Source organism: Pseudomonas sp. 3-2, assembly GCF_019710535.1.
GTDB classification, from domain to species: Bacteria; Pseudomonadota; Gammaproteobacteria; order Pseudomonadales; family Pseudomonadaceae; genus Aquipseudomonas; species Aquipseudomonas pharyngis.
On sequence record NZ_CP081200.1, the window covers coordinates 4,395,992 to 4,418,482 of the forward strand.

22 protein-coding genes are annotated in these 22,491 nt (G+C 60.5%); 9 read left to right on the top strand and 13 right to left on the bottom strand.

Going from position 1 to position 22,491, the window contains the following annotated elements; all coding sequences use genetic code 11:
• Positions 1-6: 6 nt before the first annotated feature.
• Genes K3819_RS19845 through K3819_RS19855 form a run of 3 tightly spaced genes read right to left on the bottom strand, consistent with a single transcriptional unit; the run spans position 7 to position 3,826 of the window.
• A complete protein-coding gene (locus K3819_RS19845; RefSeq protein ID WP_085649290.1) occupies positions 7-1,083 on the bottom strand; it encodes a glycosyltransferase in 1,077 nt (358 codons plus the stop codon).
• Between the two features lie 41 nt (positions 1,084-1,124).
• Positions 1,125-3,347 (bottom strand): polysaccharide biosynthesis tyrosine autokinase, encoded by a 2,223-nt coding sequence (locus K3819_RS19850; RefSeq protein WP_221397808.1) that lies wholly within the window; start codon positions 3,345-3,347, stop codon positions 1,125-1,127.
• Between the two features lie 38 nt (positions 3,348-3,385).
• On the bottom strand, positions 3,386-3,826 hold the full coding sequence (locus K3819_RS19855) for a low molecular weight protein-tyrosine-phosphatase (RefSeq protein WP_064598094.1): 441 nt from the start codon (positions 3,824-3,826) through the stop codon (positions 3,386-3,388).
• A gap of 290 nt (positions 3,827-4,116) precedes the next feature.
• Between K3819_RS19855 and K3819_RS19860 the strand changes: the two genes are divergently transcribed.
• Positions 4,117-5,061: a glycosyl hydrolase family 5 gene (locus tag K3819_RS19860; RefSeq protein WP_085613132.1), complete on the top strand. Its 945-nt coding sequence runs from the start codon at positions 4,117-4,119 to the stop codon at positions 5,059-5,061.
• A gap of 187 nt (positions 5,062-5,248) precedes the next feature.
• Entirely contained in the window at positions 5,249-6,175 is a 927-nt protein-coding gene (tal, locus tag K3819_RS19865) for a transaldolase (RefSeq protein WP_039772777.1), read from the top strand.
• A gap of 73 nt (positions 6,176-6,248) precedes the next feature.
• On the opposite strand, the gene rssC is transcribed toward tal, so the two are convergent.
• The 3 genes from rssC to K3819_RS19880 all read right to left on the bottom strand — a co-directional run bounded on the left by rssC (position 6,249) and on the right by K3819_RS19880 (position 8,924).
• Positions 6,249-6,731, bottom strand: a complete 483-nt coding sequence (rssC, locus tag K3819_RS19870; RefSeq protein ID WP_003226553.1) for an anti-sigma factor antagonist RssC — start codon at positions 6,729-6,731, stop codon at positions 6,249-6,251.
• Positions 6,731-7,912 carry a two-component system response regulator RssB gene (gene rssB, locus K3819_RS19875; RefSeq protein WP_041475374.1) on the bottom strand — a complete coding sequence of 394 codons (1,182 nt, stop codon included), beginning with the start codon at positions 7,910-7,912 and terminating at the stop codon, positions 6,731-6,733. Before rssB ends, rssC begins: the two co-directional genes overlap by 1 nt.
• 322 nt (positions 7,913-8,234) lie before the next feature.
• Positions 8,235-8,924: a VacJ family lipoprotein gene (locus tag K3819_RS19880; protein WP_011335174.1), complete on the bottom strand. Its 690-nt coding sequence runs from the start codon at positions 8,922-8,924 to the stop codon at positions 8,235-8,237.
• A gap of 185 nt (positions 8,925-9,109) precedes the next feature.
• On the opposite strand from K3819_RS19880, the gene K3819_RS19885 reads away from it, so the two are divergent.
• Together K3819_RS19885 and K3819_RS19890 are read left to right on the top strand one after the other, a co-directional pair.
• Positions 9,110-9,730: an HAD family phosphatase gene (locus tag K3819_RS19885; protein WP_221397809.1), complete on the top strand. Its 621-nt coding sequence runs from the start codon at positions 9,110-9,112 to the stop codon at positions 9,728-9,730.
• Positions 9,731-9,837: 107 nt separating this feature from the next.
• Positions 9,838-10,101, top strand: a complete 264-nt coding sequence (locus K3819_RS19890) for a DUF4404 family protein (protein WP_007951611.1) — start codon at positions 9,838-9,840, stop codon at positions 10,099-10,101.
• A gap of 63 nt (positions 10,102-10,164) precedes the next feature.
• Here the strand turns inward: K3819_RS19890 and queF are convergent, their stop codons facing one another.
• Positions 10,165-10,995: an NADPH-dependent 7-cyano-7-deazaguanine reductase QueF gene (queF, locus tag K3819_RS19895; RefSeq protein ID WP_064598100.1), complete on the bottom strand. Its 831-nt coding sequence runs from the start codon at positions 10,993-10,995 to the stop codon at positions 10,165-10,167.
• A 61-nt stretch (positions 10,996-11,056) separates the two neighbouring features.
• Complete coding sequence (locus K3819_RS19900) at positions 11,057-11,590, bottom strand: plastocyanin/azurin family copper-binding protein (protein ID WP_085613130.1); 534 nt, start codon at positions 11,588-11,590, stop codon at positions 11,057-11,059.
• A 154-nt stretch (positions 11,591-11,744) separates the two neighbouring features.
• On the opposite strand from K3819_RS19900, the gene K3819_RS19905 reads away from it, so the two are divergent.
• Both K3819_RS19905 and K3819_RS19910 read left to right on the top strand, forming a co-directional pair.
• On the top strand, positions 11,745-12,425 hold the full coding sequence (locus tag K3819_RS19905; protein ID WP_085649297.1) for a heavy metal response regulator transcription factor: 681 nt from the start codon (positions 11,745-11,747) through the stop codon (positions 12,423-12,425).
• Positions 12,425-13,765, top strand: coding sequence for a heavy metal sensor histidine kinase (locus K3819_RS19910; RefSeq protein ID WP_221397810.1), 1,341 nt, complete (start codon positions 12,425-12,427; stop codon positions 13,763-13,765). Before K3819_RS19905 ends, K3819_RS19910 begins: the two co-directional genes overlap by 1 nt.
• 30 nt (positions 13,766-13,795) lie before the next feature.
• On the opposite strand, the gene K3819_RS19915 is transcribed toward K3819_RS19910, so the two are convergent.
• From K3819_RS19915 to K3819_RS19925, 3 genes are all read right to left on the bottom strand, one after another.
• Positions 13,796-15,040: a lipoprotein-releasing ABC transporter permease subunit gene (locus K3819_RS19915; protein WP_011335181.1), complete on the bottom strand. Its 1,245-nt coding sequence runs from the start codon at positions 15,038-15,040 to the stop codon at positions 13,796-13,798.
• Positions 15,041-15,103: 63 nt separating this feature from the next.
• Complete coding sequence (lolD, locus tag K3819_RS19920; RefSeq protein WP_162831788.1) at positions 15,104-15,787, bottom strand: lipoprotein-releasing ABC transporter ATP-binding protein LolD; 684 nt, start codon at positions 15,785-15,787, stop codon at positions 15,104-15,106.
• Between the two features lie 7 nt (positions 15,788-15,794).
• Positions 15,795-17,045, bottom strand: coding sequence for a lipoprotein-releasing ABC transporter permease subunit (locus K3819_RS19925; RefSeq protein ID WP_011335182.1), 1,251 nt, complete (start codon positions 17,043-17,045; stop codon positions 15,795-15,797).
• Between the two features lie 94 nt (positions 17,046-17,139).
• Between K3819_RS19925 and K3819_RS19930 the strand changes: the two genes are divergently transcribed.
• Both K3819_RS19930 and K3819_RS19935 read left to right on the top strand, forming a co-directional pair.
• Positions 17,140-17,721 carry a PilZ domain-containing protein gene (locus K3819_RS19930; RefSeq protein ID WP_039772787.1) on the top strand — a complete coding sequence of 194 codons (582 nt, stop codon included), beginning with the start codon at positions 17,140-17,142 and terminating at the stop codon, positions 17,719-17,721.
• Positions 17,722-17,735: 14 nt separating this feature from the next.
• A complete protein-coding gene (locus K3819_RS19935; protein ID WP_064381085.1) occupies positions 17,736-18,458 on the top strand; it encodes a glycerophosphodiester phosphodiesterase family protein in 723 nt (240 codons plus the stop codon).
• 42 nt (positions 18,459-18,500) lie between these two features.
• On the opposite strand, the gene sthA is transcribed toward K3819_RS19935, so the two are convergent.
• Both sthA and K3819_RS19945 read right to left on the bottom strand, forming a co-directional pair.
• Entirely contained in the window at positions 18,501-19,895 is a 1,395-nt protein-coding gene (sthA, locus tag K3819_RS19940; protein ID WP_007953019.1) for a Si-specific NAD(P)(+) transhydrogenase, read from the bottom strand.
• Positions 19,896-20,092: 197 nt separating this feature from the next.
• Entirely contained in the window at positions 20,093-21,142 is a 1,050-nt protein-coding gene (locus tag K3819_RS19945; protein ID WP_256575419.1) for an FAD:protein FMN transferase, read from the bottom strand.
• Positions 21,143-21,195: 53 nt separating this feature from the next.
• Between K3819_RS19945 and K3819_RS19950 the strand changes: the two genes are divergently transcribed.
• Positions 21,196-22,488 (top strand): MFS transporter, encoded by a 1,293-nt coding sequence (locus K3819_RS19950; RefSeq protein WP_039772790.1) that lies wholly within the window; start codon positions 21,196-21,198, stop codon positions 22,486-22,488.
• Positions 22,489-22,491 lie beyond the last annotated feature (3 nt).

Here is a 22,491-nt window from a genome sequence, read left to right on the forward strand (position 1 = left end):
TTCTACTTAATAAGAGGGAGCGGAATACACGTCGTAGGTCTGGCGGATCATCAACGCGGCGCTGAAACGCTCGCGGACGATGCGCCGACCTTCGATGCCGAGGGCCGACAACGCAGGCTTCTGGATTTTCTTCAGCCGATCGGCCAGCGCCTGGTGATCACCGGCAGGGAACACGTAACCGGACACACCATGGGTGACCAGTTCGGGCAACGACGTGCAGTCGCTGGCGATCACCGGCAGGCCCAGCGCCATGCCTTCCAGCGGCACCATGGCAAAACCTTCCCAGCGGCTCGGCACGATCAGCGCATCGGCTTTCTGGTACAGCGCGTGCACTTCGGTTGGCGTCACCCAGGGCAGGTATTCCACCCCGTCCAGCGGCGGACATTCGACCACGTCCTCGTTCACCGCACTGCCCACCACCGTCAGTTTCAGGTCGCTGCGCTGTGCTTCGGTATAGGCCTTGAGCAACACGTCGAAGCCTTTCTGGTAGTCGAGGCGACCGACAAACAGCAGATGAATCGGTGCCGGATCGTTGGCCTTGCGTTCTTCATGCTTGTGATCGATGCCGTTGTAGATCAGCGTCATGCGCTTGCGCTCGATGCCAAACTTCGCGGCCTTGTCCAGCTCGAACTGGCTGACGCAGATGATCGTGTCCGTGACTTTCTGCAGCACCCGCTCGATCCCCGCATAGACTTTCTGCTTGATCGGCGAGCTTTCCATGAGGAACGAAAACGCATGGGGGCAGTAGACGATTTTCGGCTTGCGCCACGGTCGCAGCAGCACGCACACGCAACGGCCGATCACCCCGGAAAAGGTGCTGTGCAAATGCACCACGTCGGGTTTTTCCTTGAGCAGGACCCGCGCCAGTTGCCAGGCAAAACGCAGCAGCGACGGCACATTCCGCCCGCTTCGGGCGAAGGTGCGGATCTGCTGTGGATCGATGCCGTGCAGCTCTTTCTTCTGGTCGAGCGGGACCAGATACACCAGCTCATAGCGCCCGTCTTCGGGAGCCGCCGAAATTGTGCGGATGACCGTCGCCACCCCACCTTTGATCGTTTCCGCCACGTGCAGTATTTTTTTCACAACTCACCCACTTTCATGCCTGTAAGGACCGTCGCTGAATTTCAGGACTGGTCGGACGCGTATTCGTAGTTGTAATAGCTGCCGTTGCCGTAATAGCTGGCCGCGCGCTTCTCGACGCCGTTGAACACCGCGCCTTTCAACTCGATACCGTTCTGGGCGAAACGCCGGATCGTCATCTCGATTTCCTTGGCCGGGTTCACCCCGAACCGCGCGACGATCAGGCTGATGCCGGCTTCGCGACCGACAATCGCCGCATCGGTCACCGCCAGCAGCGGTGGCGTGTCGATGATCACCACGTCATAGCGCTCGCTGAGTTGCGCCAGCAGGTCGCGGAAATTGGCGTGCATCAACAGCTCGGAAGGGTTGGGCGGGACCTGGCCACGGCTGATGAAGTGCAGGTTGTCGACTTCGACCTTGTTGATCGCCTGTTCGAGGGTGCAGCGCTTGACCAGCAGATCGGACAAGCCGTTGGTGATCTGCGTGTTCAGCGTCTTGTGCAGATGCCCCTTGCGCATGTCGGCGTCGATCAGCACCACGCGCTGCCCGCTCTGCGCCATGACCGCCGCGAGGTTGGAAGAGACGAAGGTCTTGCCGACCTGCGGGCTCGGGCCGGAAATCATGATGCGGTTGTTGGTCGAATCCAGTGCGGCGAAGTGCAGGCAGGTGCGCAGGCTGCGGATCGATTCGATAGATAGGTCCGTCGGGTTGCGCAGGGCCAGCAGATACGCCGGCGTGTCCGCCGCGACTTTGGCCCGGACTTTTTTGCTGTCCTCTTCCTGTTGCAGAGCGCTGTAGGGAATCGACGCGTAGACCGGCAAGCCGAGCTGCTCGATGCCTTCCGGCCCTTCCAGGCCCTTGCTCAGGGATTTGCGCAACAGCACCAGCGCCACGCCGACGAAGGCGCCGAGGAAGGTGGCGATCAACACGATCAGGGCTTTTTTCGGTTTGACCGGGCTGGTCAGGTCGACATCCGCCGTATCCACCAGACGCACGTTACCCACAGCGCCCGCGCGAACGATGTCCAGCTCCTGGGATTTGTTCAGCAACTGGGTGTAGATCTGCGAGGCGACTTCGACATCGCGGGTCAGGTTGAGCAGTTCCTGCTGCGTGGCTGGCAGGTCCTGAACCTTGCCTTCCAGCGAGCGCTGTTGCTGGGTCAATTCGCCAATCTGGGTCATCAGCGCGCGGTAGGCCGGGTGCTGTTTGGTGAACTTGCGATCCATCTCCGCCTGTTGCAGTTTCAGCTCGGAAATCCGCGTTTCGAGGGCCACGGACTGGCCGAGCACCGATTGGGTTTCCATGGAGATGTTCACGGTCTTGCCGTGGGTCTGGTAGGCGTTGAGCGCATCGCTGGCCTTGGCCAGATCACGCTTGACCTGCGGCAACTGGCTTTGCAGGAAGGCCAGGCTTTGCGCCGCTTCGGCGGAGGTGCGGCGCACGTTCTGATCGACGTACAGCGCGGCGATCTTGTTGAGGATCTTCACCGCTTCGGCGGCGTCGCTGCTGGCCAGGGCCAGACGGATGATGCCGGACTCCTTGCCTTGCTCGGAGATGTCCAGCGCGTCCTGATAACCCTGGATGGTCACGATTCGTGGGTTGCGCACCACTTCGAAACGGGTCCCGGGATTGGCCAACAGTTGCGCGACCTGCCCTTCTACGCCGTTCTGCGCGAAGGCTTCGCCCGCCACGCCTTCGACCAGCAGGTTGTCGTTGTCGTCCAACAGCTGAAAGCGATGTTGTTCGCCGGCAATCAGGGTGAGTTTCTTGCCCAGCAGTTCCTTGGGCAGATTGAGCTTCGCAAACTCCAGGCGTTCACCGCCCCAGGCGTAGCTGCTCAGGCCGAAACGCGGCGGCGCGACGCTGAGTTCGGTCTCACCGCGATAGCGCCGGGAAAGAAAGCCGCCGATCAGCGGGAAGGTGTTGGGGGTGACGTCGATGTCCAGGCGCAGATCGTCGACCGTTTTGCCGATTACCGCGCGGGATTTGATGATGCCGATTTCGGTCACCGACGGCGATTGCCCGCCGAGCATGCTGTTGAGGTCGGAAAAACCGAGCATGTCGTTCTTTTTCGGTTCGACCTGCACCAGCGCGTTGGCCAGATACACCGGCGTGGCCAAAATCGCATAGGCCACACCGGTCATCATGAACGCGCCGGTGAACGCACCGATCAACCATTTCTGATCGATCAGGCTGCCGAAGATGCCGAGAAGATCAATACTGTCTTGATCGTTGTCGCGGGTGCCTATTACTGACGGTAACTGCATAAGTCTTTCTTACCATTCACTGAACTGAAGAATATTCATCAACGCGCCAGGCGTTGCGCCCATGAGCTAACAGCATCTTCAATCAATGCATGGGCATGAATAAAAGCGGCTTGCCCCTGACGATACGGGTCCTGTATTTCTCGTTCGCTCTGCCACTTGCCCAGCAGAAACACTTTGCCCCTGGCGTGAGAGGCAATCTTCAGTACTTGATTAACATGTTGTTTTTCCATGACCAGAATCAGGTCTGATTCATTGACGATGTCTGCTGTCAGTTGCCGCGCCTTGAACCCTTCGGCACTGTGCCCGCGGTCTTCCAGCACCCGGCGCGCGGTCGACTCCATGCCTTCGCCGACCCGTGCAGACAGGCCTGCGGAGGTCACGCTGATCGCCGAGGGTGTCAGTGCATTGCGCAACAGAAGTTCCGCTGTCGGACTTCGGCAGATATTGCCTACGCAAACGACAAGAATCTTTTTGAACAAGGTTTACTTTCCCGTGTAATGTCAATCGGCCAACATGCCTTGCAAATTCGAATGAACCCGCAAGACCTTCCTTCACTCGGAAATAGATTCACCCTTAATACCGATGCATTAAGTACCACGGCCTCTAAAAGTCCCCCAACCAGAATTACCGGACTAAAAATAACTGTGATTTTCAGGCGAAAGTTTTCCGACAAAAAATAACATTCGTGCACTTAGCATCCTTATTGCCCTCGAAACCTGTGTAACGAGATAACCCTTCGCTAGATGTCATTCTCATCAGGAGAGCCGACATGAAATCAGCACATCTCAAACATCTGGGTGCCGCCGCCCTGTTGACGCTCAGTGCCACCGCGCAGGTTCACGCCAGTACGCTGTTCCCGTCATTGCCCACCCGAACCATTGGCGTTCAGGTCAAGATCCAGAACTTCACCCCGGCGGACGCCGAGCAGATCAAAGCGGCCGGATTCAGCTTTGTGCGCTTCGGCGTCTGGAGCGACAGCCTCGGCGGCAAGGCCTACCAGAAACAGATCAGCGATGCGTTTGCGACGGCGCGGTCCGCCGGGTTGCCGGTCTTGATGACCGTTCGCGCCACCAAACCCTTGACCGGTGACCTGACCACCGCCGGTGAAGCCTTTGCCAACGCGGTGAGCGGGCTTGAGCAAGCCTGGAGCGCGCAACTGGTGGGGATCGAAATCTGGAATGAGCCGGACCTCGACACCTACTGGCCCACCGGAGACTTCAAGAACACCTTCGTGCCGTTCATGACGGCCATGTGCAAGACGCTGCAGGGCAAACCGCAATCGACGCCTCTGGTGGGCTTCGGTTTTGCCCGTCCGCCAACGGCCGGCTCCGCCTCGACCGTGGCCCTCAACAGCATCCTCGGCACTTATCCTGAGTGCCTGGACGCCATTTCCTATCACCCCTACGGCATGACCGCGACGCAGATCAGTAACGCGCAGACCTTCATCCAGCAAAACTTCCGTCTGCCGGGCGTTATCAGTGAATGGGGCGTCTCGGCGCTCGCCTCCAACGGCGGGCCGGAAGGGCAAGCCACTAAAATCTCTGCGTTCATCGCCGATGTTAAAAAACTCAACATTCCACTGACGTCGATTTACGAATGGAAGAACAGCGAGTCGGGCAGCAACGACCGGGAGAAGAATTTCGGCCTGCTGACCTCCGACGGCCAGCCGAAACCGGCACAGACGGCGGTCTCGACGCATTTGAATGCCGATTAAGCCGTACAGCGGGTCAGTTGCTTTGAACCTGTGGTTCTTTTTGGCATCGTATTGATCGATACGCGCCCCGCCTTTCAAACAGCCGTTTTCAGGTTGTTGCCGCCGGGGCGCTCGATACGCCGACATGCCCTTGAGTGGCTGTCGACGCTCGGGTAATGTCACCAGACCCATAGGACAGAGCACGCTCATGACTTCCAAGCTGGAACAACTCAAACAGTTCACCACCGTCGTGGCCGACACCGGCGACTTCGAAGCGATTGCCCGGGTCAAACCGGTCGACGCCACCACCAACCCTTCCCTGCTGCTCAAGGCAGCGGCCATCCCGGCTTACGCCGAACTGCTGAACGCCAGCGTCGGCGACTGCAAGGGCGATGTCGGCCTGGCCAGCGACCGTTTCGGCGTCGCGGTCGGTCAGGAAATCCTCAAAGTGATCCCGGGCCGCATTTCCACTGAAGTGGATGCGCGCCTGTCGTTCGACAAGGACGCAGTGCTCAAACGTGCCCACCGCCTGATCGAGCTGTACGACAAGGCCGGCGTTGGCCGTGACCGCGTACTGATCAAGATCGCCTCGACCTGGGAAGGCATCCGCGCCGCCGAGATCCTGGAAAAGGAAGGCATCCAGACCAACCTGACCCTGCTGTTCTCCTTCGCTCAGGCCGCTGCCTGCGCCGATGCCGGCGTGTTCCTGATCTCGCCGTTCGTGGGCCGCATCTATGACTGGTACAAGAAGGCCAACGGCAACGACTACACCGGTGCCGACGATCCGGGCGTGCAGTCCGTGACGCGCATCTACAACTACTACAAGGCCAATGACTACAAGACCGTGGTCATGGGCGCGAGCTTCCGCAATCTGAGTCAGATCGAGCAACTGGCCGGCTGCGACCGCCTGACCATCAGCCCGGACCTGATCGAGAAACTGGCAGCCGACACCGGCAAGCTGGAACGCAAACTCGCTCCGGGCCACGCTGGCGAGGCGCGTCTAAGCCTCAACGAAGCGCAATTCCGCTGGTTGTCCAACGAAGACGCGATGGCCACCGAGAAACTGGCCGAAGGCATCCGTCAGTTTGCCCGTGACCAGGAAAAACTCGAGGCGCTGCTGCAAGCCAAGCTGTAATCGGCCGAGCGCAAACGCAAAAAGGGCGAACCCTCACAGGTTCGCCCTTTTTTGTGCCTTGCGGTCTGGCTGATCAGTGCCGTTCGAGGGCATTCACCAGGTCATGGAAGGCTTCGCGGTTGGAGTCGTTCAGGCCCATGAGGATCTTGTGCGCTTCGAGCACCTTGATCCGCACCACCTCTTCCGACTGGTCCTGATCCGGCAGGTCATCAAGGCATTCCGGGCACGGCACGGGATGATTGACGATATTGAACACCTGCTCGAAACCCATCGACTGCAGCAGACGGGTGATGTCCTCGTGGGTGGTGACCACGGTCGGCAGCAGGCCGACCTTCTGCCGCGACAGGATCGACAGCTTGGCCAGCAGGCCCAGGGTGGTGCTGTCGATGCTGCGGGTTTCGGTCAAATCGATCACGATCGCGTTGAAATTCAGCGCGGTGAAGATTTTTTCAATAGTCGCATCCAACGCCGAACACAGGGTCAGGCGAACTTCACCGACGAACTTCAGGACGAAGGTGCCGTCCTGCTCGGCGAACTGGATTCTACCGGTACTCATCAAAGATTCCTGCTCAACACCAACAGGGCGATATCATCCGGCATCTCCCCTAGCGTGGCCAATCCAAAAACCTGCCGCAGACCATCCAGGCTGCCGCCCGCCGACTTCACCTTCTGCGGTAAAGCGGCTTCTTTCTCTTTGAGTGTGGGCTCTGGCAAAAGATCCAGAATGCCATCAGACATCAGCGTCAGGCTGAACGTCGGTGGCAGCTCGAGCACGTGATCTTCGTAGGTGGCTTCGTTGAAAAGCCCCACCGGCAGACCGCGCCCCTCGAGGTAGCGAACACTGTCAGGCGTGTACAACACAGGCAACGGCAGATGGCCGCCGATGCTATAGGTCAACAAACCGGTCTCCTCGTCGATGACTCCACCGACCATTGTGACGTGTTTACCCAGCTTACAACTGATCAGCCCCCGGTTGATATGACCGAGGACTTCCGAAGGCTTGAATTCCGGCAGCGTGCCGTTGCGCTTGGATTCGAACAGCAGGCGCGTGGTCATGAACTTCAACAGCACGGTGACGAACGCCGAAGAGGCGCCATGACCGGACACGTCCGCCAGGTAGAACGCCACCCGGCGCTCGTCGACCCGGAAGTAGTCGACAAAATCACCCGACAGGTACAGCGACGGGATGATCTGGTGCGCAAACCTGAATTCGTCGATGGCCCACGGACTTTCCGGCAGCATGTTCATCTGCACCTGGCGACCGGCGTTCTGGTCTTCCTGGAGCAGGTTCAGGCTGGCTTCGAGTTCGCGGTTGGCCTTTTCCAGTTTCTCGCGGTAGCGCTGGTTTTCCAGCAGCAGACGCGCACGATCCAGGGCCCGGCGCACGGAGTGCTCGAGCACGGCCAGATCTTCGAGAGGCTTGATCAGGTAATCCGCCGCGCCCAGGCGCAGGGCCTCGACCGCGTCGTTCATCACGCCGGCGCCCGAGACCACGATCACCGGTGTCTGCGGCGACCGCTCAGTGACCTGACGGATGAGTTCGAGACCGCCCATCTGCGGCATGCGCAGATCGCAGATGACCAAGTCGGGCGTGTCTTGCTCGAATACCTGAAGACCCTGCTGGCCGTTACTGGCCTGCAAGACGCTGAAACCACTGTCTTCCAAATAGGCCGCGAGGCTCGCGCGCACTACTTCGTCATCATCGATTATCAGCAGCGTGGCACTGGTTTTTGGCATGTGGGCAAACGGCGCCAGAATTAGGTTGGCGTAGCAGGCGGGGCAACGGCCCGGCGCAGACTACTGGATTCGCTTTCTAGCCTCTCTGCTGCACCGCTTCGGAGCATTCGCGCCGCACACGGTTGCACCAGAGGTGCCCTTCTAAGGCGCAGACGGTACTCCCATCCTTCGAGCGTTTCAAGCATGCGCCGATGGTCGCTTGGAGACTTTGTTTGTCAAATCACTCGCAGTTATAAGAACGGCTTCTACCGTAACCCGATCATTGGACGCGCCCACAAAAAAGGCGACCTCGCGGTCGCCCTTTCATACCGATCAATCGAGATCAGAAATCGTCTTCAACCTGCCCGTCCTTGACCTTGAACTCGCGGTTCTGCAGGTAGGCGTTGCGGATGAAAGTGTACTTGTCGCCGCTGATCAGCTTCTCGCTGGACAACAGGCTGGCACGGGTGTCGACGATGTTCAGGCCGAAAATCGAGTTACGCACCGGCACATCGTTGATGTAGCGGTACGGGCCGGTGAAGCTGTCGACGTATTTGGACGGTGCATCGCGCAGGGTGCTCGGGCCCATCAGCGGCAGCATCACGTAAGGACCGCTACCCACGCCCCAGTAGCCGAGGGTCTGGCCGAAGTCTTCGTCACTGCGGTTCAGGCCCATTTTGGTGCCGACGTCGAAGAAACCGAGCAGGCCGAACGTGGTGTTGAAGATCAGGCGCGCGGTGTCGACGCCAGCCGCAGCCGGTTTGGCCTGAAGAATGTTGTTCGCCAGGTTGGTGACATCACCGACGTTGCGGAACATGTTGTGGATGCCGTCTTCCAGGAATTGCGGAGTAACAAATTCGTAGCCCTGCGCCAGCGGCTTCAGCGCATAGGTGTCGACGAAATCGTTGAACTGGAAAATCGGACGGTTGACGCTTTCCCAAGGGTCTTCTTCCGTTGCGGCCTGAGCGGCGAACGGCACCAGCATCACGCTGGCACATACACAAAGCTGAGCAAGAGGATGGCTCCAGCGCATAGAAAACTCCTTGGATAGTACGGACGCAGCACCTGGGCCGCGGCGATTAGTGCGTCAGTATAAGACGGAAACGGCGCTTTAGGCAGTTCCCCGGTGAAACCCTCTGTAGGACGCTTCGTCATTGGCCTGTCATGCAACTGTCACCGATGTTGCCTAGCCTGATCGCTATTTCAGGGACGTTTTCCATGCCTCAAGCCGAAGCCTCGCCCCTCGCGGCACCGACGCTGACCGCCGTGCTGTTCGGACTCAGCGGCTGTCTGGTGGACTTCGGCGCCCGCGCCCGCCATCAGACCAGCATCGGCCCGGAACACGCCGACGTGACACCCGGCGCCCTCGACAGCCTGCGCAGCCTGCAGCGCCAGCAAATTCCCTGCGCCTGGCTGGATGAGTTGTCCACCGCGAGCACTCAGGTACTGGCATCGGCGCTGCCAGACTGGATCAAACCATCGCAATATTCGGCAACAATCAATCCTTGGCCAGCGCCCAACGCCTGCTGGCAAACGTTGATGGGATTGAATGTCGATCGCCTCGACGGTTGCGTACTGGTCAGCGGCGAACCGCGCCTGCTGCAATCGGGCCTCAATGCCGGGTTGTGGACCATTGGCCTGGCGTCCTGCGGTTCACTGTGCGGCCTGGCGCCGAGTGAATGGCAGGCCCTGAGCCAGAAGGAGCGCGAACAACTGCGCGGCAAGGCGACCGTACAACTGTTCAGCCTCGGCGTGCACTCGGTGATCGATCATCTGGGCGAGCTCGACACTTGCCTCGCGGACATCAACCTGCGTCGCCTCAAAGGCGAAAAGCCCTGACCGGGATCATGCAGGTTGGCCAAGAGTGGATTAGTCTTAGGAGAGCCATAGACCTTTGGCGCACAGCTGCGGTCTATGCAAGTGCCTCTCGATAAAAGGAAACAACCATGCCCGCTCAAGAACTGCAGAAACAGCTCAATGCCCTGCGCGAGCAACTGGATCAGACTCCGCCGCTCACCGAAGAAGAGCGCGAACATCTGCACGACCTGATGGCGCAGATCGAATCCGAGATAAAACTGGAACAGTCCACTCAGGAAAACAGTATCGCCGATGGTGTGAACCTGGCGGTCGAACGCTTTGAACTCGAACATCCAACCATCGCCGGTACTTTGCGCAACATTGCTACTACCCTGCACAGCATGGGCATCTGAAACCCGCGAATGCAAAAAAGCCCTGCCATCACTGGCAGGGCTTTTTCATGTCTGCGATACGGGTTACTGACGAACCAGACGATGGTTCGGCAGTTGCACGCTTTCAGTGCTGCGGTACGGATTGATGTCCAGCCCGCCCCGGCGCACATAACGCGCAAACACCGTGAGTTTTTCCGGTTTCAGCAGGCGCTGCAGGTCAAGGAAGATCCGCTCCACGCACTGCTCGTGGAAGTCCGAGTGCTGGCGGAAGCTGACGATGTATTCCAGCAGGCTGGCGTGATCCAGCGCCGCGCCACGGTATTCCACCACCACGCTGCCCCAGTCCGGCTGGCTCGTCACCGGGCAGTTGGATTTGAGCAGATGACTGTGCACGCTCTCCTCCACCACGCGCGAATCGTCGCAGCGCAGCAGTTCAGGACGCGGATGTTCGTAGTTGGTGACGCTGATGTCCAGATCGTCGATGCACACCCCCGGTAACGCCACGACGCCTTCAGCTTCGACGTCTTTCAGGCTGCGAACCCGCACGCCCACCGGTTTACCGGCAGCAGCGGACAGATCCTTGACCAGCGTCGCTTCCAGGCTCGCGATATCGGCGAATGGCGTCTGGTTCAGCGAGTTCAGGTACAGCTTGAACGACTTGGATTCGATGATGTTCGGCGAATCCGCCGGAATGCTGAATTCACCGATCGCCACCACCGGTTTACCCGACGGCAGCAGCCACGACAGCTCGAAGCAGTTCCAGAAATCCACGCCTTTGTACGGCAGGGTTTCGGCGGTCAGGCCCAGCTCGGCCCATTTCGCAGTGCGCGGAATCGGGAACAGCAGGGATGGCGTGTACGTGGCGATGTATTCGCTGGATTTGCCCAGCGGCGAATGTTCGGCTGCGGGATGCATGGCGGAAACCTGACTGAAGAATCAGCGGATTCTACCAGCCTTTGCTCCCGCCTTTGAGTGCTTACTGACTGACAGTCAGTTTGCCGACCATTCCGGCCTGGTAATGCCCGGGAATGTTACAGGCAAACTCCAGATTCACGGCTTTGCTGAAGGTCCAGGTCAACTCGGCGGTCTTGCCCGGCTCCACCAGCACGCTGTTGGGGTCGTCATGCTTCATGCCATGCCCCATCGAGCCGTGATCCATGCCCGCCATGTCGTGGGACATTTCCTTCATGCCGGTCGGCGTCAGCATGCCGCTTTGCTGCATCTGCAACATTTCCTGCTGATGTTTTGCATGCATCGCCGCGTCGCCAAGGTTGAATTCATGCAGCAACCGGCCTTTATTCACCAGCACAAAACGAACGGTCTCACCGGCCTTGATCTCGATCGCTTTCGGATCGAAGCTCATGTCGCCCATCACCACTTCAATGCTGCGGCTGGCCTTGGCCGCCGGGGCCGGCTGGCCGAAGTCATAGGTGTGCGCCGGCGCTGCCCACAGCGGCGAATTGAGCGCCAGCAGACACGCGGCAAGGGCCAGACGGTTGCGCAAAAACATAGTCGTACTCCAACAAATCAAGGTTCAGCCTGTGGGAAACTCTAGCCCGCCTGCGCTGGCAGCGACCTGACAGGCAGATTACAACTTTGTCAGGTTGGCGCTCACCGCGTTTGCCCACGGTATAACGTCCTCGTTCCCGCTACCCGAGTCGCCCATGAAACTGCTGATCGTCGAAGACCAACCCAAAACCGGCCAGTACCTGCGCCAGGGCCTGACCGAGGCCGGTTTCAACACCGAACTGGTGGCCGACGGCACCACCGGCCAGCAATTGGCGTTGAGTGGCGACTATGCGCTGCTGATCCTCGACGTGATGCTGCCCGGACGCAATGGCTGGCAGATTCTGCAAGCGGTGCGCAGCGCCGGTCTGGAAACGCCGATCCTGTTTCTGACCGCCAAGGACACCGTGGAAGACCGGGTTCACGGCCTCGAACTGGGCGCCGACGATTATCTGGTCAAACCATTCGCCTTCTCCGAATTGCTGGCCCGAGTGCGCAGCCTGTTGCGCCGCGGCAGTTCCACGCCTCAGGAAACCAGCCTGCGCCTGGCCGACCTGAGCCTGGACCTGATTCGCCGCCGGGTGGAGCGCAGCGGTCAACGCATCGACCTTACGGCCAAAGAGTTCGCTCTGCTGGAGATGCTCCTGCGCCGCCAGGGCGAAGTGCTGCCCAAATCGCTGATCGCCTCACAGGTCTGGGACATGAACTTCGACAGCGACACCAACGTCATCGAAGTAGCGATTCGCCGACTGCGCCTGAAGATCGACGACGACTTCCCCAACAAGCTGATTCACACCGTTCGCGGCATGGGTTACGTCCTTGAAGAGCGTACCGACTGATGCGCCGACTGTCCTTGAGCGGCCGGCTGGCGCTGTTGTTTGCAGGCTGTACCGCAGTGGTTTCGCTGGTCGCCGGGGTCGTTTTCAATCGGGCCAGCGAGGGCCACTTCATCGAGCTCGACCAGCAACTGCTCGAAGGAAAACTGCTCAGCGTGCGTCAGACACTGCTGAGTGGTAGCGACGCCGCGCACATCACCGACGAGTTGAGCCAGCAGGGCGATGTCTCGCTGCGCATCAGCAGCCCTGAGGGGCAGCGCTGGTTCGGTCGCTCGTTGCATGCCCCGGCAAACCTGCCGCAGCAACCCGGTCTGGCCACCATCAACGACAACGGCACCGACTATCGCCTGCTCAACGCCGCGCTTGAACCGGGAAAATCCGATTCCCCGCAATTGACCTTGCTGCTGGACATCACCCACCACCAGCACTTCCTGCAACGCATGCAGCATCTGATCTGGCTGACTGTCGGCCTCTCCGCGCTGGCCACCGCGCTGCTCGGCGCCTGGGCTGCCCGCAGCGGTCTTCGCCCGTTACGGCGCATGAGTGCCGTGGCCCGTGGGATTTCGGCGCAATCGCTGAATGCCCGACTGCCGGAAGCGCGGATGCCTGCAGAGCTCGCGGAATTGGCCCACAGCTTCAACGCCATGCTCGGACGCCTCGACGATTCTTTTCAGCGGCTTTCAGCGTTCTCCGCCGACATCGCCCATGAGCTACGCACACCACTTTCCAATCTGCTGACCCACACCCAGGTCACCCTGACCCGCCCTCGCCCCCTCGAAGACTATCGCGAGGCACTGCACAGCAACCTCGAAGAGCTGCAGTGGATGGCGCAGTTGGTCAACGACATGCTTTATCTGGCCAAGGCTGACCACGGTTTGCTGGTGCCCAAGCGTGAACCGCTGGAGCTGACTGAAGAAGCCGATGCGTTGCTGGAGTTTTTTGCGCCGCTGGCCGAAGACGCTCAGGTCAGCCTAAGCCGTGACGGTGCGGGGCAGCTCGAGGGGGATCGCGCGATGTTGCGCCGGGCGCTGTCGAATCTGCTGGATAACGCGTTGCGCTTTACCCCTGCAAACGGCGAGGTGCGCATTCGGGTCACCGAGCAGGCGAAATCCTTGAGGGTGACCGTGGAGAACAGTGGCGAAGGGATTTCTGCGGACTTGTTGCCGCGTTTGTTTGACCGTTTCTACCGTGCGGACCCGGCGCGCCAGGAAGGCAGCAGCGAGCATGCGGGATTGGGGCTGGCGATTACTCAGTCGATCATCCGGGCCCATGGCGGGCAGATTCATTGCGAATCGGCTCAGGGCTGGACGCGGTTTGTGATTGAGTTGCCGAAAAACGATTGAGGCCGGCAATGCCGGCCTCAATGGGGGAACTTACGAATAGCGCAACGCGTGCGCCGGTTCGATCTTTGCCGCTCGCCAGGCCGGGTAAACCGTGGCCAGGAAGCTGAGGATGAAGCCCGCCGAGCAGATCAGCAGCACGTCGCCGCCCTGCAATTCCGATGGCAGGTTGCTGACGAAATACACGTCCGAACTGAAGATGTGCTGCCCGGTCACCCGCTCGACCCAGCCCACCATCTCACTGACGTTCAGCGCCGCAATCACACCCAGCACGCCACCAATGATGGTGCCGACGATGCCGATCACCGTGCCCTGCACCATGAAGATCGCCATGATCTGCCGTGGCGTGGCGCCGATGGTGCGCAGGATCGCGATGTCCGCGCCTTTGTCGTTCACCACCATGATCAGGGTCGCGATGATGTTGAACGCCGCCACCGCGACGATCATCAGCAGCAACAGGCCGATCATGGTTTTTTCCATCTTCATCGCGCTGAACAGACTGCCCTGGGTGTGGGTCCAGTCGTCAGCCTTGAAATCGGCGCCGAGGCCGCTGGCAATGTCCGAGGAAACCTTCGGCGCGGCGTACAGATCCTTCACCGCCAGACGCACGCTCTGCACCTGATTCGGCTCCCAGTGCTGCATGGTCGCGGCGTCGGAGACGTGGATCAGGCCCATGGAACCGTCGAGTTCGGCGCCAACCTTGAACACGCCGACCACGTTCAGACGCTGCATGCGCGGGGTGATGCCGCCCGGTGCAGTGCTGACTTCCGGCACGATCAGGGTGATCTTGTCGCCGACGTTGAGGCGAAAACGCCGAGCGGTGATTTCGCCCAGCACTACGCCGAACTCACCCGGTTTCAAGGCATCGAGACGACCCTGAACAATGTGCTGGGCAACGATCGACACCTTGCCTTCCTGGGCCGGGTCGACGCCGCTGATCTGGATCGGCTGCATCATGCCCTTGTAGGACAGCATGCCTTCCATCTCGGTGAACGGCACGGCGGCGGTCACTTCCGGGTTCTTCATCGCGGCGGCGGCCACTGGCTGCCAGTCGTCGATCGGCTTGACGCCGACGATGGTCGCGTGGGGCACCATGCCAAGGATGCGCGAGCTCATTTCGCGCTGGAAGCCGTTCATCACCGACAACACCACGATCATTGCCAGCACGCCGAGGGCGAGGCCGATCATCGAGGTCATCGAGATGAACGAAACAAAGCGATTGCGGCGCTTGGCGCGGGTATAGCGCGTGCCGATAAAGATCGATAACGGTCTGAACATTCGCTGGGGCACCGTATAAAAATAAAAGACCCGATGCCTTTTCAGGCATCGAGTTTCAAGCCGTCAGATGGGGGTCAGGCAACCTTCCTGCAGTTGCAGGACGCGGTCCATCTGGCGAGCCAGGTTCATGTCGTGAGTCACCACCAGAAACGCCGTGCGCATCGAAGTGCTGAGTTCCAGCATCAGATCCTGAATGCCTTCAGCGGTGTGGGAGTCGAGGTTGCCGGTCGGCTCGTCGAGCATCACCAGCCCTGGATTGTTCACCAGCGCCCGGGCGATGGCCACGCGCTGGCGTTCGCCACCGGACAGCTCTGCCGGTTTGTGTTCCAGGCGATGGCCCAGACCGACCCGCTCCAGCAACGCCGTGGCACGCTGACGTGCTTCCGGGATCGCGGTCTTGCCGATCAGCAGCGGCATGCAGACGTTTTCCAGCGCGGTGAATTCCGGCAGCAGGTGGTGGAACTGGTACACGAACCCGAGGGCACGGTTACGCAGCAGACCCCGCTTCTTCTCGCTCAGCGCCGAAAGCTCTTCACCGTCGAGCCAGACACCGCCCTTGGTTGGCGTGTCGAGACCGCCCAGCAGGTTGAGCAAGGTACTTTTGCCCGAACCGGATTTGCCGACGATCGCCACCCGCTCGCCCGGATGCAGTTCCAGTTGCAGGTTGGCCAGCACTTCCACCGACTCCGGGCCTTCCTCGTAGGATTTGCCCAGGTTGCGGCAGCTCAAGATTGCTTTTTCACTCATGCCCGACTCACTCATAACGTAGCGCCTCCGCCGGCTGGGTGCGCGCGGCACGCCAGGCTGGATACAGGGTGGCGAGGAAACTCAGGACCAACGCAGCGGCGCAGACCATGACCACGTCCTGGCTCTGCACCTGCGACGGCAGGTAATCGATGAAATACACGTCGGCGTTGAGGAATTTGTGTCCGATCACGCCTTCGAGGGCGGAAATCGCGGCGCTGACGTTGAGCGCGGCGAAGATCCCGACCACGGCGCCGATGGCCGTGCCGACCACGCCGATCACCGTGCCCTGCACCATGAACGTGCGCATGATCGTGCCCGGCGTGGCGCCCAGTGTGCGCAGAATGGCGATATCGCCCTTCTTGTCATTCACCACCATCACCAGCGTGGAAATGATGTTGAACGCGGCCACGGCGACGATCAGCAGCAACAGCAGGCCGATCATGGCTTTTTCCATGCGGATCGCCTGATACAGGTTGCCGTGGGTACGGGTCCAGTCGCGGGCGTAGTAACGGTCTTCGCCGAGGCGCTGGGCGATGTTCCACGCCTCACGCGGGGCCTGGAACAGATCGTCGAACTTCAGGCGCAGGCCCTGCACCTGATCAGGCTTCCAGCGGTGCATCTTCGCCAGATCCTGCAGGTTGGTGACGCCCAGATAACCGTCCAGTTCACCGGCGCCGACATGGAAGATGCCGACCACGGTGAAGCGCTTCATGCGCGGGAACATCCCGGCCGGGGTCACACTGACCTCCGGCGCGACGAAGGTGATCTTGTCACCGATGCCCACGCCGAGCTTGGTCGCGGCCTTGTCGCCAATCACGATGCCGAAGCTGCCCGGCGTCAAATCGTCGAGTTTGCCCTGCTTCATGAAGTTGTCGATGATCGAAACGTTGCGCTCCAGCGCCGGATCGATGGCATTGAGCAACACTTTGGACACCTGGCCGTTGTTGGTCAGCAACCCCTGCATCTGGGTGAACGGCGCAACGGCCGCCACCTGCGGGTTCTGCTTGACCTTGGCAGCCAGGCTCGGCCAGTCGTTGATGGCTTCACCGGACTCGATGGTCGCGTGGGGCACCATGCCCAGCACGCGGGTGCGCATCTCATGATCGAAGCCGTTCATTACCGACAGCACCACGATCATCACGACCACGCCAAGGGCGAGCCCGATCATCGAAGTCAGGGAAATGAATGACACAAAATGATTGCGACGCTTTGCACGGGTATAACGCGTGCCGATAAATACGAAGAGAGGTCTGAACATGTCGGGGCTTGTTCGGAGGGAAAAGGAACGTCCTTGTGGCGGGGGTCGATAACCAGCTTTACACTCAGACCACCGCCGCTACCATGGGTTCGCCATGTCGACATTAGATGAAGAAGATCGCCGCGAATACTACCGTATCGAGGACACGATCGCACTGGAAATTCGGCCCCTGTCCGCTCCCGAAGCCGCAGGCCAGGAAGTGTTGCAGGATGCTTCTCCACTGTTCAACCTGCTCAGCGAATTGCACCTGAGCGAATTCGAGTCGCAGCACCTGCTGCGCCAGATCAGCGAACGCGACCGCGCCATCGCGGCGTTCCTGAAATCCCAGAACAAACGCATCGACCTGCTCAGCCAGGTGGTCGCCCTGACCGTGCTCGGCCATATCGGCGAGCCGCAACCGGTGATCATCTCCGAGGGCGGCATCGACTTTCAGCACCCTACCCCGATCGCCACCGGCGCGCACCTGTCGGTGAAACTGGTTCTGATGCCCCAGGCGCTTGGCCTGCTGCTGCGCGCCCGCGTGACCCATTGCGACCGCAAGGGCGACGGCTACGACGTCGGCACCGAGTTCGAACACTTGACCGATGCCCAGCGCCAGTTGCTCGCCCGCTATATCTTGCAGAAGCAGGCCCAGGAACGACGTCTGGCCCGCGAACAGAACGAATCAGGCATCTAAATTAAGGAAGAACCGTGACCCTTATCTACGGCCACCGCGGCGCCAAGGGCGAAGCACCGGAAAACACCCTGAGCAGTTTTCAGGAATGTCTCAAGCACGGCGTTCGCCGTTGCGAGCTGGACCTGCACCTGTCCAAGGACGGCGAGCTGATGGTCATCCACGACCCGACCCTCAAGCGCACCACCGACCGGCGCGGCAAGGTGGTCGAGCACACCGCCGCCGAGCTGGTGACCTACGACGCGCGCAAGGGCGGTCCGGGCTGGATCAAGCCATGCCCGATTCCAACGCTGGAAGAACTGTTCGAAAAGTGTGATTTCGAGCACTGGCAGCTGGAAGTCAAAAGCGCTTCTCGCACCCGCGCCGCGACCACCGTGCTGGCGATCCGTGAAATGGCAGTCAGACACGGGCTGCTCGACAAGGTGACAATCACCTCGAGTTCGCGGGAAGTCTTGAAGGCTGCACTGGATCTGGTGCCCGACGTATCGCGCGGCCTGGTGGCCGAATACGCCTGGCTCGACCCGTTGAAGGTCGCGCAAAGTTACGGCTGCGAGATTCTGGCGTTGAACTGGACGCTGTGTACGCCGGAACGCCTGCAAAAGGCGCAGCGTCAGGGGCTGCATGTGTCGGTGTGGACCGTCAACGAGCCTGCGCTGATGCGCAGACTCGCCGACTTCGGCGTTGACAGCCTGATTACAGACTTTCCCGGTTTGGCCACTGCCACCCTCGGGAATGGCTGAAATCGGTCTCCCCGGCCGGCTCAGGCCACCGGCCGGAGCCCGTCAAAAAAGCCGGTTGAGGCCGTCGTACGCCGCTACCCGATAGGCTTCGGCCATGGTCGGGTAGTTGAACGTCGTGTTGACGAAGTACTTCAGGGTATTCAGCTCGCCCGGCTGGTTCATGATCGCCTGACCGATGTGCACGATCTCCGACGCCTGATAACCGAAGCAGTGAACGCCCAGCACTTCGAGGGTTTCACGGTGGAACAGGATCTTCAGCATGCCTTGCGGCTCGCCGGCGATCTGTGCCCGCGCCATGCTCTTGAAGAACGCCTTGCCCACTTCGTACGGCACTTTGGCCTGGGTCAGCTCCTGCTCGTTCTTGCCGATCGAGCTGATCTCCGGAATGGTGTAGATGCCGGTCGGCACGTCATTCACGAAACGCCAGCTGCCATTGTCGACGATGCTGCCAGCGGCGGAACGGCCCTGGTCGTGGGCGGCACTGGCCAGGCTCGGCCAGCCGATCACGTCACCGGCGCCATAGATATTCTGCACGCAGGTGCGGTAGTTCTCGTCGACTTCGATCTGGCCACGGCTGTTGACCTTGACCCCGATGTTTTCCAGACCCAACTGGTCGGTGTTACCGGTACGGCCGTTGCACCAGAGCAAGGCGTCGGCCTTGATCTTCTTGCCGGATTTCAGGTGCAGGATCACGCCGTTGTCCACGCCTTCGACGCGGTCATACTCTTCGTTGTGACGCACGGTGATGTTGTTGTTGCTGAAGTGGTAGCTCAACGCCTGGGAGATTTCCGAGTCGAGGAAGCTCAACAACTGACCACGGTTGTCCACCAGCTCGACCAGCACGCCCAGACCGCTGAAGATCGAGGCGTATTCGCAACCGATCACGCCGGCGCCGTAAACGATCAGTTTGCGCGGGGTGTGGCCGAGGCTGAGGATGGTGTCGCTATCATAGATACGCGGGTGGTGGAAATCGATGTCCGCCGGGCGATAAGGACGCGAACCGGTGGCGATGATGATGTGCTTGGCCACCAGTTTCTCGACCACGCCGTTGGCGCAGACCACTTCGATGGTTTGCTCGTCGGCGAAGCTGCCGGTACCGAAGAACACGTCGACGCGGTTACGGGCGTAGTAGCCGGTACGCGAAGCGACTTGTTTGGAAATGACTTTCTCGGCGCTTTTCAACACGTCCGGGAAGGAGAACCAGCGCGGCTCGCCGATCGCACGGAACATCGGGTTGGTGTTGAACTGCATGATCTGCCGCACCGAGTGACGCAGGGCCTTGGACGGGATGGTGCCCAGGTGGGTGCAGTTGCCGCCGACCTGGCGACGGCTGTCGACCATCGCCACCTTGCGCCCTGCTTTGGCGGCGTTCATTGCCGCGCCTTCTCCCGCCGGGCCGGAACCCAGCACCACCACGTCGTAGTTGTAGACAGCCATGCGTACTCCTCAGAACAGGCCGCGATGCCAGCAGCACCGGCGGCTAAATCACGCCGAACGACGGCGCGAAGGAACAATTGGGGGCCAGTAGAAAACCCGGACACAGTCTATAGAAGCGTCAACGCCGCGCACATTAACCCTTGGTCGCGTCGTAGGCTACTTTTGCATGCACTACAACGCCAGCTTTCGTACTGTTCTCAGTCAACTTTTGCGCCACTGAGCCGTTCGAACGCGTGACTGGTGCGTGTGACGAAACCTTTATCGGCACGAATCACAAAGAATGCACCAATGTCGTGTTTTTCGGCATAGTCCCAGGCCCTTTCAGGGCCGAGAATCAGCAACAGCGTCGATAGTCCATCGGCCATCAGCGCTGAAGGATGAATTACCGTGACCGACGCCAAGTCATGCAGGACCGGCGCACCGGTCCGGGCATCGAAGGTGTGGGAATAACGCCGGCCATCCTGCTGAAAAAAGTTGCGGTAGTCGCCGGACGTGGAGAGGCCGTAGCCATCGACATTGATGACGCGCTCTGCAAGCTGCTGATCGTCGCGCGGTTCTTCCAGTGCGATGCGCCATGGCGAACCGTCGGGCTTCTTGCCGGATGCCTTGAGCTCGCCGGTGGCTTCGGCAAGGTAATCATGTATGCCCAGAGCCTGGAGCCGCGCGGCAATGGTGTCGACCGCGTAACCGGCGGCGATGCTGTTGAAATCCACCTCGACCGCCGCGTCCTTGCACAACCGGTCACCGTCGATGCGCAGGTGCTGATGACCGACGCGCTGCCGCACTTCGGCCAGCGCCGCCACATCCGGGACTTTTTCTTCACGGCCTTGCGGGCCGAAACCCCACAAATTCATCAGCGGTTCTACGGTGAGGTCGTAGGAGCCTTCGCTTTGTTGCGACAGCTGCTCGCCCACGCGGATCAATTCAAGGACCGGCGCGGGCATGACCTGACAGCGATCAGCCGGCAATGCATTGAAGCGCGAGATGTCGGAGTCCGCACGGTAAGTCGACATCTGCCGGTCGACGTCCGCGAGGATTTTTTCCACTTCGACACGCACCTCCTGCGGCGCAGGCAGATTGGCGTGGCGCACGTACTTGATCGAATAGGTGCTGCCCATCGTCGGGCCGCCGAAAGTCTCCAGGGAATCACCGTTGCCGCAGCCGGACAAAAACCCGGTCAGCAGCACGAGAATCACCCAGCGTCCAGTTAACAATTCTTCATCTCCCCGCAAAACCGCGCCGGCCATTATGGGCTACGAGCGCAACGCTTTCTTACAAGATTTAGAGCGAGTACCTACCCATGTCTTCCACGACCGGCAAAGGCAAGGCGATTTTTCGCGTTGTCAGCGGCAACTTTCTCGAGATGTTCGACTTTATGGTCTACGGCTTCTATGCCACGGCCATTGCCAAGACCTTCTTCCCTACCGACAGCGCCTTCGCGTCCCTCATGCTTTCCTTGGCCACTTTCGGCGCCGGCTTCCTGATGCGTCCGTTGGGGGCGATTTTTCTCGGTGCCTACATCGACCGACACGGCCGGCGCCAAGGCCTGATCATCACGCTGGCCATGATGGCGGCCGGCACCGTGCTGATTGCCTGCGTGCCGGGCTACGCCACCCTGGGCGTCGCTGCACCGCTGATCGTGCTGTTCGGGCGATTGCTGCAAGGTTTCTCGGCCGGCGTCGAATTGGGCGGTGTGTCGGTGTATCTGGCGGAAATCGCCACACCGGGCCGCAAGGGCTTTTTCGTCAGTTGGCAGTCCGCCAGCCAGCAGGCGGCGGTGGTATTCGCCGGCCTGCTCGGGGTCGGCCTCAACCACTGGCTGAGCCCGGAACAGATGGGCGACTGGGGCTGGCGCGTGCCGTTCCTGATCGGCTGCATGATCGTCCCGGTGATTTTCGTCATCCGCCGCTCGCTGGAGGAAACTCCGGAGTTCCAGGCGCGCAAACATCGCCCTACCCTGCAGGAAATCATCCGTTCGATCGGTCAGAACTTTGGCATCGTCATCGCCGGCATGGCGTTGGTGGTCATGACCACGGTGTCGTTCTACCTGATCACGGCCTACACACCGACGTTCGGCAAGGCGGAACTGCACCTGTCGGACTTCGATGCGTTGCTGGTGACCGTGTGCATCGGTCTGTCGAACTTCTTCTGGCTGCCGGTGATGGGCGCGGTGTCTGACAAGGTTGGGCGTAAACCCCTACTGCTGGCGGCGACGATTCTGGCGATCCTGACCGCTTATCCGGCGCTGTCGTGGCTGGTGGCGAACCCGAGCTTCAGCCATTTGCTGATCGTCGAGCTGTGGCTGTCCTTCCTGTACGGCTCGTACAACGGGGCAATGGTGGTGGCACTCACCGAAATCATGCCGGTAGAAGTTCGTACGACCGGTTTCTCGCTGGCCTACAGCCTGGCGACCGCGACCTTCGGTGGCTTTACCCCGGCGGCCTGCACTTATCTGATTCATGTGCTGGACAACAAGGCGGCGCCGGGGATCTGGCTCAGTGGCGCAGCCGTATTGGGCCTGATCGCCACGCTGGTGCTATTCCGTGGCAACAGGCACGAACTGCGCACGGCCCAAGCCGCCATCCCCCGCTAAGGC

Excerpts from the sequence above, each read along its gene's own strand:
- tal (WP_039772777.1), top strand. The coding sequence starts at position 5,249 with ATGACTTCCAAGCTGGAACAACTCAAACAGTTCACCACCGTCGTGGCC.
- rssC (WP_003226553.1), bottom strand. The coding sequence starts at position 6,731 with ATGAGTACCGGTAGAATCCAGTTCGCCGAGCAGGACGGCACCTTCGTC.
- K3819_RS19905 (WP_085649297.1), top strand. The coding sequence starts at position 11,745 with ATGAAACTGCTGATCGTCGAAGACCAACCCAAAACCGGCCAGTACCTG.
- K3819_RS19850 (WP_221397808.1), bottom strand. The coding sequence starts at position 3,347 with ATGCAGTTACCGTCAGTAATAGGCACCCGCGACAACGATCAAGACAGT.
- sthA (WP_007953019.1), bottom strand. The coding sequence starts at position 19,895 with ATGGCTGTCTACAACTACGACGTGGTGGTGCTGGGTTCCGGCCCGGCG.
- K3819_RS19945 (WP_256575419.1), bottom strand. The coding sequence starts at position 21,142 with ATGGCCGGCGCGGTTTTGCGGGGAGATGAAGAATTGTTAACTGGACGC.
- K3819_RS19860 (WP_085613132.1), top strand. The coding sequence starts at position 4,117 with ATGAAATCAGCACATCTCAAACATCTGGGTGCCGCCGCCCTGTTGACG.
- K3819_RS19890 (WP_007951611.1), top strand. The coding sequence starts at position 9,838 with ATGCCCGCTCAAGAACTGCAGAAACAGCTCAATGCCCTGCGCGAGCAA.
- K3819_RS19910 (WP_221397810.1), top strand. The coding sequence starts at position 12,425 with ATGCGCCGACTGTCCTTGAGCGGCCGGCTGGCGCTGTTGTTTGCAGGC.
- K3819_RS19950 (WP_039772790.1), top strand. The coding sequence starts at position 21,196 with ATGTCTTCCACGACCGGCAAAGGCAAGGCGATTTTTCGCGTTGTCAGC.
- queF (WP_064598100.1), bottom strand. The coding sequence starts at position 10,995 with ATGCATCCCGCAGCCGAACATTCGCCGCTGGGCAAATCCAGCGAATAC.
- K3819_RS19930 (WP_039772787.1), top strand. The coding sequence starts at position 17,140 with ATGTCGACATTAGATGAAGAAGATCGCCGCGAATACTACCGTATCGAG.
- K3819_RS19885 (WP_221397809.1), top strand. The coding sequence starts at position 9,110 with ATGCCTCAAGCCGAAGCCTCGCCCCTCGCGGCACCGACGCTGACCGCC.
- lolD (WP_162831788.1), bottom strand. The coding sequence starts at position 15,787 with ATGAGTGAAAAAGCAATCTTGAGCTGCCGCAACCTGGGCAAATCCTAC.
- K3819_RS19925 (WP_011335182.1), bottom strand. The coding sequence starts at position 17,045 with ATGTTCAGACCTCTCTTCGTATTTATCGGCACGCGTTATACCCGTGCA.
- K3819_RS19900 (WP_085613130.1), bottom strand. The coding sequence starts at position 11,590 with ATGTTTTTGCGCAACCGTCTGGCCCTTGCCGCGTGTCTGCTGGCGCTC.
- rssB (WP_041475374.1), bottom strand. The coding sequence starts at position 7,912 with ATGCCAAAAACCAGTGCCACGCTGCTGATAATCGATGATGACGAAGTA.
- K3819_RS19880 (WP_011335174.1), bottom strand. The coding sequence starts at position 8,924 with ATGCGCTGGAGCCATCCTCTTGCTCAGCTTTGTGTATGTGCCAGCGTG.
- K3819_RS19915 (WP_011335181.1), bottom strand. The coding sequence starts at position 15,040 with ATGTTCAGACCGTTATCGATCTTTATCGGCACGCGCTATACCCGCGCC.